A 16,098-nucleotide genomic window follows, 5' to 3' on the forward strand; every position below is an offset into this window, starting at 1 on the left:
ACATGTGGCATTCGTGCCAGATGCCGGGGCCGTTACTGCAAGATCGTCGCGGGATCACGGGGCGCGGGATCACGGGGCGCGGGATCACGGGCGCGGGGGTGGGGGTGGGGGGTCAGGCGGGGCCGATCGGGGTGAGGAGTTCCTCGGCGACGGTCAGGGCCAGCTCCAGCCGACCCTGCTCGTCGAGTTCGGGGGCGCGCACCGCGAACCAGGTCGCGTGCACGGCGAACAGGGCCAGCGCGGCGCGCAACTGGGCGGCCGGGCTCTCGTCGCCCCGGGAGAGCACCTCGGCCAACCGGAACATCCGCTCCCGCATCTGCTGGCCGGCGACGAGGTTCTTCAGCGCGGTCTGGTTCTGCTCGAAGAACCGCATCACCAGGGGGCGCTCGTCGATGAACATCCGCTCGGCGTACCGGGCCACGACCGCGCGCCGGGTCGCCAGGGTGGCGGGCTGCTCCCGGGCCCAGGCGACCAGTTCGTCCATCCGGTCCAGCCGGTCGTCGACGACGCTGCTGACGATCTCGTCCTTGCTCTTGAAGTGGTAGTAGAGCGCGGCCTTGGTCACGTTCAGCCGCTCGGCGATCTCGCGCAGCGACGTCTTCTCGTACCCCTGCTCGGTGAAGAGTTCCAGGGCGACGACCTTGATGCGTTCGCGTGTGCCGCCCGTGCTCTCCGGCACCGTGGTCCTCCAACCCGCTTGACGTCGCCCGGCGGCCAGCTTACCGTGCGGCAGGTAAGCGCGAACTAGCCGGTCGGCAAGTAAGTTCACACCGGGGGAGCCCACCCATGACGCAGGACAGCCGGGACAACGCACGTCCGAACGTGCGGCTCGTCCTCGTCGGGCTGATGATCGCGATGATGCTCGCGATGCTCGACAACATGATCGTCAGCACCGCGCTACCGCGGATCGTCGGCGAGTTCGGCGGGCTGAACCACTTCACCTGGGTGGTCACCGCGTACGTGCTGGGCACCACCGTCTCCACCCCGATCTGGGGCAAGCTGGGTGACCTGTACGGCCGCAAGGGGGTCTTCCTCGCCTCGGTCGGGATCTTCCTGGTCGGCTCCGTGCTCTGCGGGATGGCCGGTTCGGCGGTGCTGGGCGGCCCCGACGGGGGCATGATGCAGCTCATCGCGTTCCGGGCGGTCCAGGGGCTGGGCGCCGGTGGGCTGATGGTCGGCGTGATGGCGATCATCGGCGACCTGGTGCCGCCCCGGGAGCGGGGCCGCTACCAGGGGCTGATCGCCGGCACCATGGCCGTCGCCATGGTCGCCGGTCCGCTGGTCGGCGGCTTCGTCACCGACCACCTCTCCTGGCGCTGGGCGTTCTACGTCAACCTGCCGGTCGGCGGGGTCGCGCTGGTGCTGCTGATCGTCACGCTGAAGCTGCCCCGGTACCGCACCGAGCACCGGATCGACTGGCTCGGCGCCAGCCTGCTCTCCGTCGGCATCACCGCGCTCGTGCTGATCACCACCTGGGGCGGGCACGAGTACGCCTGGCGCTCCCCGCAGATCCTCGGCCTGACCGCGCTGGCCCTGCTGAGCCTGGTGGCGTTCGGGGTCGTCGAGCGCCGGGCCGCCGAGCCGATCCTTCCGCTGCACCTCTTCGCCAACCGCAACTTCGCGCTGATCTCGGTGGTCGGTTTCCTGCTCGGCTTCGCCATGTACGGCGCGATGAACTTCCTGCCGCTGTACCAGCAGACCGTGCAGGGCGCCTCGGCCACCGGCAGCGGCCTGCTCCTGCTGCCGCTGATGTTCGGCATGCTGACCGTCTCCCTGGTGGTCGGCCGGGCGATCACCCGGACCGGCCGGTACCGGATCTTCCCGATCGTCGGCGGCGTGGTGATGACCGGCGGCATGGCGCTGCTGATCCTGCTGGACGTCGCCACCAGCCGGGTCGAGTCCTCGCTCTACCTGCTCGTGCTCGGCGTCGGCATGGGCTTCCTCATGCAGACCTCGATGCTGATCGCGCAGAACAGCGTCGAGCAGCGGGACCTCGGCGCGGCCAGCGGCGCGGCCACCTTCTTCCGGTCGATCGGTGGCTCGTTCGGCATCTCGCTGTTCGGCGCGATCTTCGCCAACCGGCTCGCCGGGTCGCCGGCCGGCGGCTCGTTCGGCGGCGGGGAGGCCGGCGCCGGGCTGGACCTGGAGCGGCTGCGGGAACTCCCGGAACAGGCCCGCGAGCTGGTGCTCGGCGGCCTCGCCGACGGGATCTCGCACGTCTTCGCCTGGGCGGTGCTGTTCACCGCGGCGATCCCGGTGCTGGCCTGGTTCATCCGTGAGGTGCCGCTGCGTTCCGCCGCCGACCCGACCGACGACACCCCGCAGGAGCGGGCCGAGGCCGCGCTGGGCAAGACCCCGGTGGCCTGACCCGCGCCGCGTGGGCTCAGCCGGCGACGGTACGGCCGGTGAGGCGGTGCCAGAGCCGGCGCAGCGGCCCGGCCCGCCGGGCGCCGGGCGGCCTCGGCCGTCCACCGAGCAGCCGGTACGCCTGCTCGACCGCCGGCCGCTCCAGGTCGGGGGTGGCCAGGGCCAGGTACGCCAGCGAGGTGGCGATGGGCACCTGGCGCTCCCGACCCACGGCGGCCACGTCGGCGAGCCGCTCGGCGACCACCCGGGCCGCGTCCGGGCGGACCGCCGGGTCCACCCAGGCCGCCGTGACCAGGGCGAACAGCGCCGCCTCGGTGACCCAGTCCTCCACCCCCCAGACCAGGTCCAGCAGCACCGAGCGGCGCACCGAGGACTCCCACGGCTCGTCGGTGCGGTGGTGCAGCAGCCCGAGGCAGGCCCAGACCTGCACGCAGCGCACCCAGAGCGACGGGTCCTGCCCGGCCAGCACCCGACCCAGCGCGGTGGCCGGCGCGGCCGGCGGGTGCACCAGCAGGCCGAGCAGGTCGGGCAGGTCGAGGGTGGCCAGCCCGACCGCCGCGTCGTACGCCGCCGGGGGGTGTGGCCAGGCCGGATGGGCCACGTGCTGGATCCGCCGGACCGCCTCGGCCGACGGCGGGGCCAGGGCGGGCACGACGGTGCCGCCCGCGTGGTGCCAGAGCCGCCGGGCGACCGGCCGCCGGGGCTCGTGCGGGTCGGGGCCGGGCACCCCGGCCGCCGGCTCGACGGTCAGCTCGGGTGCGGCGGTGGCGACGGTCCGCAGCGCGCTGGGCGGCTCCGGAGCGGTCAGCCGGACCAGGATGTCGCCCGGGTCGGGGGAGTGGCGGTCGTGCAGGGCCCGGCGCAGCGCCCGCACCAGCGCGCCGCCGGGCGGGGTGAGCTGGCCCAGCCAGGGCCGGCTCCGGCAGCACTCGGCCAGGTCACCGTGCTCGTGGGTGTCGTCGGGGTGGTCCCGGACGAAGTCCGCCAGCGCGACCAGGTGGGCCACCTCGCCGTCGCGCTGGAACCGCAGCCGGTGCGCGGTGTGCACCGCGCAGTCGAACGAGGGGTTGCGCTCCAGCGCCCGGTCGGTCCAGCGCAGCGCCTCGTCGAGCCGCCCGCTGTCGGCGAGCGTGCCGGCGATGTCGGCGTAGACGGCCAGGTCGTCCGGGTCGTGCGCGACGGCGCGGGTGAGCGCGGCGAGCGCCTCCCGGGTGCGGCCGGCGCTGCGGTACGCGTACCCGAGCCACACCTCGCCGAGTTTCGACGGCTGCGCGCGTACCCCCCGGGCGGCCCAGCGGATCGCCAGCTCGGTCTCGCCGACCCGGCGGGCCAGCGCGGACGCCGCGCCCAGCAGCAGGCCGTGCTCGGGGTGGACGGTGACCGCGTTGCGGGCCAGCGCCAGGTACGGGCCCAGCGCCGCCCGGCCGGCCGGCGGGACCGGGTCCGGCACGGCGGCGCAGATCTGCATCAGGATCCGGGCCGTGCGGTCGGGGTCGAGCCGTTCGGCCAGCTCCGGGGCGGTGACCCAGGGCACCCCGGCCCAGTCGACGCCGGGTGAGTGGCCGGTGGCGGCGGCCAGCAGGTCCAGCCCCTCGGCCGGCCGCCCGGCCGCCGCGAGCAGGTGCGCGCGGGCCACCACCGCGCCGACGAAGGCGTGGTGCTGCAACGGGAAGAGGTCGACCCCGCCCCCGCCGCCCACGGCGGCGAGCCGGGCCAGTGTCTCGTGCACCTCCGGCAGGGTCGGCGCCTGGGCCAGCGCGCCGGCGACGTGGCCGGCCGCGTGCTCCAGCTCGCCGGAGTCCAGTGCCAGCCGGGCCAGGGCCAGTTCCTCCGCCGCGGTCAGCGCGGCATCGTCCGCCTCGGACACGTCGCCCTCTCGCTCGTCGTGGTTTCCAGGGCTGGCAAAGCCTAGGTGATGACCCGCCGAAACGGTGATCCACTGCGCATTACTGTTCGTTCGATTGCTCCGATCGACAGAATCATGCAAGACTGAGCATCGAACGCGCGGAAATCGCGCATGACTGTCAGACGCGCGGGAACCCGTCCCCCGACCGGACGGACCGCCGCGCAGGGGAGGGGATCGCCGTGACGGGTGCCGGAGCCGGCATGGCCGCTGACATCACCGAGCAGCCGGACGGCTACGCCCGCCTGCTCGACGCCGAGTACGCCGACCCGATCGCCCGGGTCGCCGCGGTGATCGCGCGACGCCGCCCCCGGCACGTGGTCTTCACCGCCCGGGGCACCTCCGACCACGCCGCCCTCTACGCGGCGTACCTGACCGAGATCCGGCTCGGGCTGCCCGCCGGGCTCGCCTCGCCGAGCGCGCTGACCGTCTTCGGCGCCCGCCCCGACTACTCCGACGCCCTGGTCGTCGGGGTCAGCCAGAGCGGCGGCTCGCCCGACCTGGCCGAGGTGCTCCGGGTGGCCCGTGCCTCCGGCGCGCTCACCCTCGCCGTCACCAACGCCCCCGACTCCCCGCTGGCCGCCGCCGCCGAACTCTCCGTCGACGTCGCCGCCGGTCACGAGCGGGCGGTGGCCGCCACCAAGACCTACACCGCCGAGCTGCTCGCCCTGCTGATGCTGGTGGAGGGGATCCGGGCCGGCGACGGGGTGCTACCCGCCGAGGAGCGGGCCGCCCTCGACGCGCTGCCCGAGCTGGCCGCCCGCACCCTCGACGACGCCACCCCGGCCCAGCTCGCCCCCCGGTACCGGTTCGCCGCCCGGCTGGTCACCACCGGCCGGGGGTACGCGTACCCGACCGCCCGCGAGGCGGCGCTCAAGCTGATGGAGACCTCGTACCTGCCGGCGCTGGCCTTCTCCGGGGCCGATTTGCTGCACGGCCCGCTCGCCATGACCGACCCGGACGTGCCGGTGCTGGCCGTGATCGGCTCCGGCCCCGGTGGCCGGTCGATGCGCGAGGTGCTGCCCCGGCTCGGCGAGCGCGGCGCCGACGTGCTGGCGGTCGGCTCGGCCGACGTGGCCGCCTCCGCCCGGATGGTCGTCCCCGAGGTCGACGAGCGGTACGCCCCGCTGCTGGACATCCTGCCGGTGCAGCGCCTGGCGCTGGCGTTGGCCCTGGCCCGGGGCGAGGACCCGGACGCGCCGCGCGGGCTGAACAAGGTCACCGCGACGATGTGACCGGGCACGTGGCAGGCTGGTGCCGTGTCCACGCTGCGCGACCTCGCCGAGGAGCACACCCGGCTCCGCCCCATCGACATCGACCACCTCCACCGGCTGGCCGGGGACTGGCAGCTCCTGTCCGACCTCTCCTTCGCCGACCTGCTGCTCTGGGTGCCGACCGACGGCGACGGCTCGTTCTGCTGCGTGGCCCAGGTCCGCCCGACCACCGCGCCGACCGCGTACCAGGACGACCAGGTGGGCCGGACGATCGGCGGCCCCGAGGTGGCCCACCTGGAGATCGCCCACCGGCAGGCCCGCATCTGGCGGGAGGGCGACCCGGTCTGGTACGGCGACGTGCCGGCCCGGCACGAGGCCATCCCGGTGCGGCTGCGCACCGCCGACGGGGAGGCCGGCGAGGTGATCGCCGTGGTCGGTCGGGACACCAACCTCTCCACCGCGCGCACCCCGAGCCAGCTCGAACTGAACTACCTCACCACCGCCGACGACCTGGCCCAGATGATCGCCGACGGCACCTTCCCGCCACCCCGGCACCCGGGGGAGACCACCTCCGCGCCCCGGGTCGGCGACGGCCTGGTCCGGTTGGACGCCAGCGGGAAGGTCACCTACGCCAGCCCGAACGCCCAGTCCGCGTACCGGCGGTTGGGGCACGCCTCGCTGCTGGTGGGGGAGGACCTCGCGGTGCTGCACCGCCGGCTGGCCGGCGACCCGCTGGAGGGCACCGACGCCGGCAACGCGGTGCTCGCCGCGCTGCGCGGCGAGGCCCCGCCGCGCCGGGAGATCGACGCCCGGGGCGCGACCATGCTCACCCGGGCCCTGCCGCTGATGCCCGCCGGGGTGCCGATCGGCGCGCTGGTCCTGGTCCGCGACATCACCGAGGTACGCCGCCGGGACCGCGCCCTGATCACCAAGGACGCCACCATCCGGGAGATCCACCACCGGGTGAAGAACAACCTCCAGACGGTCGCCGCGCTGCTGCGTCTGCAGGCCCGCCGGGTCGCCGCCCCGGAGGCCCGTACCGCCCTGGAGGAGTCGGTCCGCCGGGTCGCCTCGATCGCCCTGGTGCACGAGACCCTCTCCATGTCCAGCGACGAGGCGGTGGAGTTCGACGGGATCCTCGACCGGGTGGCCAGCGCCGCCACCGAGGTGGCCGCGACCGAGGTGGCGGTCCGGATGCGGCGCAGCGGCAGCTTCGGCGTACTGCCCGCCGAGATCGCCACCTCGCTGGTGATGATCCTCAACGAGTTGCTGCTCAACGCGGTCGAGCACGGCTTCCCGCCGCCCTCCGAGGAGGACGGCGGCACCGCCCCCGGCGCCCAGGTGGTCGTCTCGGTCCAGCGGACCCGCAAGAAGCTCCAGGTCACCGTGGCCGACAACGGGCGCGGCCTGCCCGCCGACTTCGACCCCGAGCAGGCCGGCCGACTCGGCCTGCAGATCGTCCGGGCCCTGGTCACCGGGGAACTGCGTGGCTCGATCGAGCTGCGCGCCGGCGCGGCCGGCGGCACCGAGGCCGTCCTGGTCGTCCCCCTCGCCCGGGTGTAAGGAGGGGCCCCTGTTAACGCATTCGGTAGAGCAGGGGCCCCTTCTTAACACCCCGGCTCACGCCGGGGCGGGCCGGGCTGGGCCGGTGACGGTCAGCGGGTCAGCAGGGCCACGGTCAGGCCGGGGCGGGGCCAGACCCGGGTCACCGTGAACCCGGTACGCAGCGCGTCGCCCTTCGTCCCGCCGACGGCGGCCAGCGGGTCGGCCCGACGCCCGGCGACGACCAGCCAGACCCGCTCCACCCCGGCCAGGCACTCGGCGGGTCGGGGGCACTCGTCGGCCCACAGGTCCCCGCGCCCGGCCTGGTCCCGGACCGCCAGCACGTCCCGGGGGCGGTCCGGCCCCAGGTGGTACGCCAGGCCGAGGTCGAGGAAGAGCCACCCGTCCCGGGGCGAGTAGACGACCGCGTCCCCCGGCCGTCGGCCGGCGGCGACGACGCGTGCCGCGCCCCGGTAGTCGACGGTCGCCACGCGCGGCCACTCGTGGGTCCGGCGCAGCGCCACCTGGTCGGGCAGGCCGAGCAGCCCGGCCACGGCCACCACCGCGAGCCCGGCCGGCACCGTCGCCCGCCCCGCGCCGGCCCGCCGGGGTCGGGCGGGCCGGGCGGGTGGGGTGAGGGTGAGCGCCGCGCCGGCCAGCAGGCAGCCGAAGGGCACGGTGAAGAAGAGGTACCGGGGCACCCAGATCGGCACCGCCAGGGCGACCGCGAAGAGCACCAGCACCGGTAGCGCCAGGCAGGCGGTGGGCGGCAGGGCGCGGTGTCCGTACCGGATCGCGCCGAGCGCGGCCAGGCCGAGCAGCAGCCCGCCGACCGCGGCGCTCTGGGCCAGCCCACCGGGGAGGCCGGTCAGGTCGGTCGGCCGGGCCAGGTCCACCCAGTCGAGCTGGCGGGACCGCTGCCGCCGGGCCAGTTCCACCAGCGGTACCAGCACCAGTGCGGCCGGTACCAGGGCCAGCGCCCAGCGGCCCGGTCGTCGGCGCGGGCCGGGGGGCCACCGCCGGTACCGGGCGACCGGTACCGGGTCGGTGACGCCGGCCCGACCGCGCTGCGGCGCCAGCACGATCACCGCGTGCGCCGCCAGCAGGGTGAGCGCGACCAGGTGGGTGAGCCCGAGGGCGACCACGGTCGCGGCGTACCCCGCCCAGCGGGTCCACCCGTCGCGCCCGAGCGCGTCGACCAGCAGGAGCGTGGCCAGCACCGCGAGGAAGGCCGCCAGCGCGTACGGGCGGGCCTCCTGCCCGTACCGCGAGGTGCCCGGCAGGACCGCGAACAGCAGTCCGGCGAGCAGCCCGGCCGGCGCCCCCAGCAGCCGTTGCCCGAGTACGGTGGTCAGCCCCGCCGCCCCCGACACGGCCAGGGCGGAGGGGAGCCGCAGCGCGGTGACCGAGTCGCCGGCCAGCGCCAGCCAGCCGTGCAGGAGCAGGTACCAGGGGCCGGTGGCGGCGTCGATGGTGCCGACCATCCGGGCCAGGTCGCCCAGGCTACGGGTGGCGGCGCTCCAGGACGCCAGCTCGTCCCGCCAGGGCTGCGCCCGGTCCACGCCGGTGAGCGTGACGGCCAGGGTCAGCAGCGTGACGCCCGGCCACCCGTACCGTTCGGTCGCCGGACGCGGCGCGGTGGTGGGCGGGTGACCGGCGGATGGTCGAGCTGGGGACGGCTGCGCTGCGGACGCTGGGTCGGACGAATGCGGCTCTTCCGACAATTCGTCCACGGAGTCGAGCGTCGCACACCCCGGCGCCGCGCAGGCGTGGTCCGCCCGCCGGCCACCCACGTCGGCTACCCCGACCCCGGGCGGCGGGTGTCGGTCACCGCCTCGACGCCCGACGGCCACGCCGGCGACGCCGATCAGACGATCTTGGCAACGCTGGGTGTGGGGAAGGCGGCGGCCCGTGATGTGGGATGCGGCACGCATTCATTGGCTGCTCCGGAGCGGTTGTGGCAGCATGGGCGCCATGACCGCCGCTGTCGTCCGCCGCTTCGTGGCCCGTCGCCACGTCGACTACGGGCGCGTGCGTAGCGCGATCTGTCCGGCCCACTGAAGACGCCCGACCCCACTCTGTCTCGGGCGCGCTCTCGCGCCGGCCGTCAAAGACATCGCCGTCCACGGCCCCGTTTCGCAGGGCCGGCCGTCGCGTCCGCGCTCGTACTGAGGCACAGCAGACAACGGAGGACGCCGCGATGGCGGTCAGCAGCACCCCGGCCCGCGCCCAGGATCCGACGGCAGCCAAGGCCCGGGCTCCCCGCCGCCCACGCGGGGAGGGTCAGTGGGCGCTCGGTCACCGTGAGCCGCTCAACGCCAACGAGCGCTCGAAGAAGGACGACAACCCGCTCAACGTCCGGGCCCGGATCGAGAACATCTACGCCCACGGCGGCTTCGCCTCCATCGACCCGGCCGACCTGCGGGGCCGGTTCCGCTGGTGGGGCCTCTACACCCAGCGCAAGGCGGGCATCGACGGTGGACGTACCGCCGTGCTGGAGCCGCACGAGCTGGAGGACGAGTTCTTCATGCTCCGGGTCCGCATCGACGGCGGGCAGCTCAGCGTGGCCCAGCTCCGGGTGCTGGCGCAGATCTCGACCGAGTTCGCCCGGGACACCGCCGACATCACCGACCGGCAGAACATCCAGTACCACTGGATCCGGGTCGAGGACATGCCGGAGATCTGGCGCCGGCTGGAGGCGGTCGGCCTGCAGACCACCGAGGCATGCGGCGACTGCCCCCGGATCGTGCTCGGCAGCCCGGTCGCCGGGGTGGCCGAGGGCGAGGTGGTCGACCCGACCCCGGCGATCGACGAGATCGTCCGCCGGTACGTCGGCGACAAGCAGTACTCCAACCTGCCCCGCAAGTTCAAGTCCTCGATCTCGTGGCTGGTCGACACCCCGTACGAGGCCAACGACATCGCCTTCCTCGGCGTGGAGCACCCCGAGCACGGCCCCGGCTTCGACCTCTGGGTCGGCGGGGGGCTCTCCACCAACCCGATGCTCGCCAAGCGGCTCGGGGTCTGGGTGCCGCTGGACGAGGTTCCGGACGTCTGGGCCGGGGTGGTCGGCATCTTCCGCGACTACGGGTACCGCCGGCTGCGGCACCGGGCCCGGCTGAAGTTCCTGGTCGCCGACTGGGGCGTGGAGAAGTTCCGCGAGGTGCTGGAGAAGGACTACCTCGGCCGGACGTTGCTGGACGGTCCCGCCCCGCAACTGCCGAGCAAGCCGGTCGACCACATCGGGGTGCACCGGCAGCGCGACGGCCGCAACTACGTCGGGGCGGCCCCGGTGGTCGGGCGGGTCTCCGGTACCCAGCTCGCCGAGCTGGCCGACGTGGTGGCCGAGCACGGCAGCGACCGGGTGAGCCTGACCCCGTACCAGAAGCTCCTGGTTCTGGACGTGGCGCCGGAGCGGACCGAGTCGCTGGTCGGGGCGCTGCGCCGGATCGGCCTGGAGGCCCGGCCGTCGGCCTGGCGGCGCGGCACGATGGCCTGCACCGGCATCGAGTACTGCAAGCTCGCCATCGTCGAGACCAAGGCCCGGGGCGAGGAGCTGGTGGCCCGGCTGGAGGAGCGGCTGCGCGAGTTCGACGCGGACATCTCCATCCACATCAACGGCTGCCCGAACGCCTGCGCCCGGACCCAGGTCGCCGACATCGGCCTGAAGGGGCAGATCGTGGTGGGCCCGGACGGGCGGCAGGTGGAGGGCTACCAGGTCCACCTGGGCGGCGGGTTGGGCATGGCCCAGGGGCAGACCGCCGGCTTCGGCCGCAAGCTGCGCGGCCTGAAGACCACGGCCGACGAGCTTCCGGAGTACGTGGAGCGGCTGGCCCGCCGGTACCTGGCCGGCCGGACCGACGGTGAGACGTTCGCCGACTGGGTGATCAGGGTCGACGAGGAGGAGCTGAGATGAGCGAAACCCGTTCCGCACCTCTGTACTGCCCCTACTGCGGTGAGGAGGACCTGCGGCCGAACGAGGACGGGCACGGCGCCTGGGAGTGCCACGCCTGCGCCCGGGTCTTCACCGTGAAGTTCGGCGGCCTGCTCTCCCGGGTGGTCTCCCGATGAGCGGGCTGGTCCGGGCTGCCGGGCTGGGCCTGGTCGGCCTCGGCGGGCCGGCCCTGCGCGAGCCGGGCCGGCGCAGCCCCGAGGAGCTGCGCGCGCTGGCCGAGACGGCCGGCCGCGAGTTGGAGGGCGCGCCCGCGCTGGAGATCGCCCGCTGGGCGGCGCAGACCTTCGGCGAGCGGTTCTGCGTGACCAGTTCGATGGCGGACGCGGTGCTGGCGCACCTGGTCTCCCGGGTCGCCCCCGGGGTGGACGTGGTCTTCCTCGACACCGGCCTGCACTTCCCGGAGACGCTCAAGGTCCGCGACGAGGTGGCCCGCCGGCTGCCGGTGACCGTCCGGACGATCCGGCCCCGGCTCACCGTGGGCCAGCAGGACGGCGAGTACGGCCCCCGGCTGTTCAACAAGTCGCCGGACGACTGCTGCCAGTTGCGCAAGGTGGAGCCGCTGGAGCGGGCCCTGGGCGACTACGACGCCTGGGCCGCCGGCCTGCGCCGGGACGAGTCGCCGACCCGGGCGAACACCCCCGTGGTGACCTTCGACGCGCGCCGGGGCAAGGTCAAGGTCAACCCGATCGTGGCGTGGTCCCAGGGCGACGTCGACGCCTACGTCGCCCGGTACGACATCCCGGTCAACGAGTTGTTCCGACGGGGCTACGGCTCGATCGGCTGCTGGCCGTGCACCCGGCGGACGAAGGCCGGGGAGGACCCGCGCGCCGGCCGCTGGGCCATGTTCGAGAAGACCGAGTGCGGGCTGCACGTCTGAGCGCCGCGTCGACCGCCGGCCCGGGGCGGGGCGACCCGATCCTGCTGGTGGCGCACGGCAGCCGGGATCCCCGGGCGGCCGAGGCGACCCGGGCGCTGGCCCGGGCGGTCGGGGCGGCCCGGCCGGGCACCCCGGTCGTGCCCAGTTGGCTGGACCACACCGCGCCGAATCCGACCGAGGCGCTGCGGAGCCTCGCCGCCGCCGGGCACCGCCGGGCGGTCCTGGTCCCGCTGCTGCTCACCGCCGCCTACCACCGTCGGGTGGACATCCCGGCGGCGGTCGCGGCGGCCCGCGAGAGCGGAGCCCCGCTGACGGTACGGGTGACCGACGTGCTCGGTCCCGCCGACGGCCGGGTCGATCCGGCGCTGCTGGCCGCGCTCTGCCGCCGGCTGACGCAGCCCGACCGGGTCGCCGCCGCGCTGCTGGACTCCCTCGCCGGGCCGGCGCAGCCGGGCGCGGTCACCGGTGCGGCGCGGACGGCTCTCCTGGCCGCCCCGGTGACACCGGCCCCGTTCGACGCGCTGGTGCTGGCGGCGGCGGGGACCCGGGACGCCCCGGCGCGGGGCTCGGTGGGCCGGGTGGCGGCGGCCCTCGCCGACCGGTACGGCGTGCCGTGCCGGGTCGCGTACGCCTCGGCGGCCCCGCCCGTGGTCGGTCGGGCGGTGGCCCGGCTGCGCGCGCGGGGTGCCCGCCGGGTGGCGGTGTCGGCGTACTTCCTGGCGCCGGGGCTGTTCCACGACGCGGTCGTCGTGGCGGCCCGCGACGCGGGGGCGGTGGCGGTGGCGGAGCCGCTGACCGACGTCCCCGAACTGGCCGGGTTGGTGCTGCGTCGGGTCGACGCGACGGTGCGGCGCCCCCGGTGAACAGGGCCGGTGGCCGGGCGTCCACGGGTGCGCAACGCCCCGGCCGGGATCATCCGGCCGGGGCGTGGTGGCGCTTTGTCGATGGGATCAGGCGGAGTGAGCGCGAAGCACCCGGAGGCCACCGCGGCGCTTGACGGCGCGCCGCTCCTCCTCGCTCATTCCACCCCAGACGCCAGCGTCCTGACCGGACTCCAGTGCCCACTGGAGGCACTGGTCGGTCACGGAGCAGCGCCGGCAGACGGCCTTGGCCTGCTCGACCTGCAGGAGAGCCGGCCCAGACGTCCCGATCGGGAAGAACAGCTCCGGGTCCTCGTCGCGGCAGACAGCATGGTGACGCCAGTCCATGGCGGCAACACTCCTCATTCTGGATGGGTGGCAGTGACGCTTGTGCTTTTTCTTTATGCATCCGCAGTGCCGTTGGTGACGGTTCGCGTCCATCAATTCGGCAATGCGTGAGCAAGCCTGTCGGGTTGCCGGGACCTGCGGGGACGGCTCAGGTGCCGAGCCTGTCCGGGTGCGTTCCCGGTAACTCAAGTTCGCTTGTGAATACTTTCACGAACTCACGCAATGTCAAGGGTGGTGCTGGGAAAAACTCCGGGCGGTGAGCAAGCTCACGACCCCTATGTCCGGGTTTGAGGGCGTCCTGATTACCCGGCGTGTAACAGTACTGGGTCAATATAGTACGGTCTTCGTGACATGGTCGACATTTCCGGCACCTGTCCTCCCGGTGTGGCGGCCACCGCGTCGATGCGGTGGGTTACCGCGTCGACCAAGGGCTGTACCCGGGACCTAACAGATTACTCTCAGTGCGGCCGGAACGGATGTGAATCTAACTTTCTCCCGCTCGCCAAGGTAGTCCCCATCTAGTTGGAACGCCTGCGGGCGCGCCGAGACCAGCGTGAACTCCGCCAGATCGTGCAACCTGAGCACCTGTCGGCCGTGCGGATCGGGCTGCTGGGAGAGGAACTGTGTCACCGTGCGTGTCGTACCGGCGACCCGTAGTCGCCGCAGGGCGAGCAGATCGAGCCCCAGATCGAACGACGCCGCCGGGTTCGGGTTGACCTCCCGGTCGCCGACGTACGTCCACGGCGCGGTGTTCTGCACGATGACGGTGGCGAGATCCGCCTCGGCCTCCTCGCCCGGCCGCTCCACCGTGATCGCCGGATGGCGACGCTCCGTACCCACGACGTACTGCTGGAGCATCGAGCGCAAATAGAGCCCGGGAGTGGAGACCCGGCCCTTGCGACGGGCCTGCTCCACCCGGTGGATGACCGCGGCGTCGAAGCCGAAGCCGGCGCAGAAGGTGAAGTACCGGTCGTCGGCGCGGCCCAGGCCGATCGTGCGGTGCCGGCCGAGCCGCAGGCCCTCCAGGATCATGCTGGTGCTGTCCGGCCACTCCCGGGGCAGCCCGAGGGCGCGGGCGAAGACGTTGGTCGAGCCGCCCGGCACGGTGGCCAGGGCGGGCAGCCGATCGGCGAGGGCCGGCCCGGACGGGTCGGCGTCGTCGGGCCGGCCCGGACCGGGTGTCGTCCCGTCCGGAGCGGCGGCGACCCGGGCGGCCATCAGGCCGTTCACCACCTCGTTGACCGTGCCGTCCCCACCCAGGGTGACGACGACGTCGACTTCCTGGTCGGCTGCCTCTCTGGCGATGTCCGCCGCGTGGCCGCGCCGACGGGTGTACCGCACCGAGAGGTCGACCTCACTGCGCAGCGCCCGGACCAGGACGTCCCGGCTGCGTTCGCTGGTGGTGGTGGCCTTCGGATTGACCACCAGGACGGCCCGCATGGGCGGCACTGTACCGCGACCCGACTTGGGTATCGTGGCCCGAGTGACCATCGACTCCGACGCGCTGCCCGGCACCCTCCGGTGGGCCTCGCGGTTGCTCCACGGGCAGGCGGTCGCGCTCGGGCTGGTCGCCGCGTGGCTGGTCTGGGCCGATCTCACCGCCACCGCCACCGACCTTCCCACGGCGCTGCTGGTGACCGCGTTCGCGGTCGGCGGCGCCGTCGCGCTCTGGGCCCTGGGCTCGGCGTTGGCCCGGCGTCGGGCCGGCGCCCGCGCACCGGCCATCGTGCTGCAGTTGATGCTCCTGCCGGTGGGCTGGTTCATGATCCAGGGCGGGCTGGGCTGGCTGGGGGTGCCGCTGATCGCCCTCGGTCTCGGGGTCTGCGCGCTGCTGGTGAGCACCCCCACGAACCGGGCCCTCGGCTTCGACTGACCGGCGCTGCGGCGGCCTGGACCGACCGGCCCCACCGTCCCGACCGGCGGCGGTCGGCAGCGGCGGTCGAGAGCGGCCGGCGGCGGGCCGCGGCCGCCGGGGTCAGTAGCCGCCGCGCCGGGTCAGCAGCGAGATGGTGGCCCGGCCGTCGGCCGCCTGCGCGGCGGCGGCGGTGGTGAGCGCGGTGAGCACCTTCCAGGCGAAGGACGACTCCGACGGCAACGACGCACCGCGCACCGTCGGGACGGTGACCTCCACGGTCAGCGCGTCGTCGGTCACCGTGAACCGGCACTCCAACTCGGCGTCGCGGGTGGCGATGGCGAGCAGCATGGCGCACGCCTCGTCGACCGCGATCCGCAGGTCCTCGATCTCGTCGAGGGCGAACTGGAGCCGCGCCGCGAGGCCGGCGGTGGCGGTCCGGAGCACCCCGAGGTAGCCCCCGTCCGCAGGCACGGTGAGGTGCACGATGTCGTCGTCGGTCACTGGCTGCCCGGTCAGTTGAGTCACACCTCATCCCCCCGGTCGGGGACTCTACCCGGTCGGTCGCCGAACCGCGTGGCGACGGTCACCTGCGGCGGTTTCGCCGCGTGGGACGGCAGCCCCCGAGGGCCTGCCCACCGGGGGCGGGACGACGACGGCCGGCGCGCCCCCAGGGCACGCCGGCCGGATCGTCCGAGCCGCGAGCGAGGCTCACGCCTGCTTGGTCTCCCAGAAGATCTTGGAGATCTCGTCGATCTTCGACAGCAGCTCGTCGGCCTTGGTCGGGTCGGTCGCGCCCTTGGCGCCGGCCGCGCCGGCCAGCTTGGTGGCCTCGTTGAAGAGCTGGTGCAGGTGCGGGTACTTCTCGAAGTGGGTGGGCTTGAAGTAGTCGGTCCACAGCACCCACAGGTGGTGCTTGACCAGGTCGGCCCGCTGCTCCTTGATCAGGATGGCCCGGGTCCGGAACTCGGGGTCGGTGTTCGCCTGGTACTTCTCACAGATCGCCTTGACCGACTCGGCCTCGATCCGGGCCTGCGCCGGGTCGTACACGCCGCACGGCAGGTCGCAGTGGGCGCTGGCGGTCACGCGGGGCGCAAGGATGCGCGGAAGTCGCATCGGGTTCCTCCATGGGACGTTTGCGATGATCCAAGCCGACATTACTCCTGGAGATGCTCCCCGGCGG

General features: G+C 74.1%; 15 protein-coding genes. 8 read left to right on the forward strand and 7 right to left on the reverse strand.

Translation table 11 applies throughout. The annotated features are described in order from the left end of the window. Positions 1 to 112: 112 nt before the first annotated feature. Positions 113 to 679, reverse strand: coding sequence for a TetR/AcrR family transcriptional regulator (locus ACQUFX_RS31210; protein ID WP_428963713.1), 567 nt, complete (start codon positions 677 to 679; stop codon positions 113 to 115). A 107-nt stretch (positions 680 to 786) separates the two neighbouring features. Here ACQUFX_RS31210 and ACQUFX_RS31215 point away from each other — a divergent pair, with 107 nt between their 5' ends. Continuing rightward, complete coding sequence (locus ACQUFX_RS31215) at positions 787 to 2,367, forward strand: MDR family MFS transporter (protein WP_428963714.1); 1,581 nt, start codon at positions 787 to 789, stop codon at positions 2,365 to 2,367. A gap of 16 nt (positions 2,368 to 2,383) precedes the next feature. Here ACQUFX_RS31215 and ACQUFX_RS31220 read toward each other — a convergent pair whose 3' ends face one another. Further along, on the reverse strand, positions 2,384 to 4,234 hold the full coding sequence (locus tag ACQUFX_RS31220; protein WP_428963715.1) for a tetratricopeptide repeat protein: 1,851 nt from the start codon (positions 4,232 to 4,234) through the stop codon (positions 2,384 to 2,386). Positions 4,235 to 4,473: 239 nt separating this feature from the next. On the opposite strand from ACQUFX_RS31220, the gene ACQUFX_RS31225 reads away from it, so the two are divergent. Beyond that, the gene (locus ACQUFX_RS31225; RefSeq protein WP_428963716.1) at positions 4,474 to 5,505 is read left to right on the forward strand and encodes an SIS domain-containing protein; all 1,032 of its coding nucleotides are present in this window, start codon (positions 4,474 to 4,476) and stop codon (positions 5,503 to 5,505) included. Between the two features lie 24 nt (positions 5,506 to 5,529). Next, positions 5,530 to 7,047 carry a sensor histidine kinase gene (locus ACQUFX_RS31230; protein ID WP_428963717.1) on the forward strand — a complete coding sequence of 506 codons (1,518 nt, stop codon included), beginning with the start codon at positions 5,530 to 5,532 and terminating at the stop codon, positions 7,045 to 7,047. 92 nt (positions 7,048 to 7,139) lie between these two features. Here the strand turns inward: ACQUFX_RS31230 and ACQUFX_RS31235 are convergent, their stop codons facing one another. After that, complete coding sequence (locus ACQUFX_RS31235) at positions 7,140 to 8,618, reverse strand: glycosyltransferase family 39 protein (protein WP_428967134.1); 1,479 nt, start codon at positions 8,616 to 8,618, stop codon at positions 7,140 to 7,142. A gap of 608 nt (positions 8,619 to 9,226) precedes the next feature. Between ACQUFX_RS31235 and ACQUFX_RS31240 the strand changes: the two genes are divergently transcribed. Genes ACQUFX_RS31240 through ACQUFX_RS31255 form a run of 4 tightly spaced genes read left to right on the forward strand, consistent with a single transcriptional unit; the run spans position 9,227 to position 12,718 of the window. Beyond that, positions 9,227 to 10,939: a nitrite/sulfite reductase gene (locus tag ACQUFX_RS31240; RefSeq protein ID WP_428963718.1), complete on the forward strand. Its 1,713-nt coding sequence runs from the start codon at positions 9,227 to 9,229 to the stop codon at positions 10,937 to 10,939. After that, positions 10,936 to 11,094, forward strand: coding sequence for a hypothetical protein (locus ACQUFX_RS31245; RefSeq protein ID WP_428963719.1), 159 nt, complete (start codon positions 10,936 to 10,938; stop codon positions 11,092 to 11,094). Before ACQUFX_RS31240 ends, ACQUFX_RS31245 begins: the two co-directional genes overlap by 4 nt. Next, positions 11,091 to 11,855, forward strand: a complete 765-nt coding sequence (locus ACQUFX_RS31250; RefSeq protein WP_428963720.1) for a phosphoadenylyl-sulfate reductase — start codon at positions 11,091 to 11,093, stop codon at positions 11,853 to 11,855. The genes ACQUFX_RS31245 and ACQUFX_RS31250 overlap by 4 nt, the downstream gene beginning before the upstream one ends. After that, positions 11,837 to 12,718 (forward strand): sirohydrochlorin chelatase, encoded by an 882-nt coding sequence (locus ACQUFX_RS31255; protein WP_428963721.1) that lies wholly within the window; start codon positions 11,837 to 11,839, stop codon positions 12,716 to 12,718. Before ACQUFX_RS31250 ends, ACQUFX_RS31255 begins: the two co-directional genes overlap by 19 nt. Before the next feature lie 87 nt (positions 12,719 to 12,805). On the opposite strand, the gene ACQUFX_RS31260 is transcribed toward ACQUFX_RS31255, so the two are convergent. Then, a complete protein-coding gene (locus tag ACQUFX_RS31260; protein WP_007072794.1) occupies positions 12,806 to 13,063 on the reverse strand; it encodes a WhiB family transcriptional regulator in 258 nt (85 codons plus the stop codon). 444 nt (positions 13,064 to 13,507) lie between these two features. After that, the gene (locus ACQUFX_RS31265) at positions 13,508 to 14,503 is read right to left on the reverse strand and encodes a diacylglycerol/lipid kinase family protein (RefSeq protein WP_428963722.1); all 996 of its coding nucleotides are present in this window, start codon (positions 14,501 to 14,503) and stop codon (positions 13,508 to 13,510) included. Positions 14,504 to 14,546: 43 nt separating this feature from the next. Here ACQUFX_RS31265 and ACQUFX_RS31270 point away from each other — a divergent pair, with 43 nt between their 5' ends. After that, a complete protein-coding gene (locus tag ACQUFX_RS31270) occupies positions 14,547 to 14,936 on the forward strand; it encodes a hypothetical protein (protein ID WP_428963723.1) in 390 nt (129 codons plus the stop codon). Between the two features lie 102 nt (positions 14,937 to 15,038). On the opposite strand, the gene ACQUFX_RS31275 is transcribed toward ACQUFX_RS31270, so the two are convergent. Both ACQUFX_RS31275 and sodN read right to left on the reverse strand, forming a co-directional pair. After that, entirely contained in the window at positions 15,039 to 15,443 is a 405-nt protein-coding gene (locus ACQUFX_RS31275) for an ATP-binding protein (protein WP_428963724.1), read from the reverse strand. Positions 15,444 to 15,626: 183 nt separating this feature from the next. Then, positions 15,627 to 16,031, reverse strand: a complete 405-nt coding sequence (sodN, locus tag ACQUFX_RS31280; RefSeq protein WP_428963725.1) for a superoxide dismutase, Ni — start codon at positions 16,029 to 16,031, stop codon at positions 15,627 to 15,629. Positions 16,032 to 16,098 lie beyond the last annotated feature (67 nt).

It is taken from the genome of Micromonospora fluostatini, from assembly GCF_050410825.1.
In the GTDB taxonomy this organism is placed as follows: Bacteria; Actinomycetota; Actinomycetes; order Mycobacteriales; family Micromonosporaceae; genus Micromonospora; species Micromonospora rosaria.

Bases quoted from the DNA above. Each gene is read 5' to 3' on its own strand.
- ACQUFX_RS31215 (WP_428963714.1), top strand. From the start codon at position 787: ATGACGCAGGACAGCCGGGACAACGCACGTCCGAACGTGCGGCTCGTC.
- ACQUFX_RS31225 (WP_428963716.1), top strand. From the start codon at position 4,474: ATGGCCGCTGACATCACCGAGCAGCCGGACGGCTACGCCCGCCTGCTC.
- ACQUFX_RS31240 (WP_428963718.1), top strand. From the start codon at position 9,227: ATGGCGGTCAGCAGCACCCCGGCCCGCGCCCAGGATCCGACGGCAGCC.
- ACQUFX_RS31245 (WP_428963719.1), top strand. From the start codon at position 10,936: ATGAGCGAAACCCGTTCCGCACCTCTGTACTGCCCCTACTGCGGTGAG.
- ACQUFX_RS31250 (WP_428963720.1), top strand. From the start codon at position 11,091: ATGAGCGGGCTGGTCCGGGCTGCCGGGCTGGGCCTGGTCGGCCTCGGC.
- ACQUFX_RS31260 (WP_007072794.1), bottom strand. From the start codon at position 13,063: ATGGACTGGCGTCACCATGCTGTCTGCCGCGACGAGGACCCGGAGCTG.
- ACQUFX_RS31265 (WP_428963722.1), bottom strand. From the start codon at position 14,503: ATGCGGGCCGTCCTGGTGGTCAATCCGAAGGCCACCACCACCAGCGAA.
- sodN (WP_428963725.1), bottom strand. From the start codon at position 16,031: ATGCGACTTCCGCGCATCCTTGCGCCCCGCGTGACCGCCAGCGCCCAC.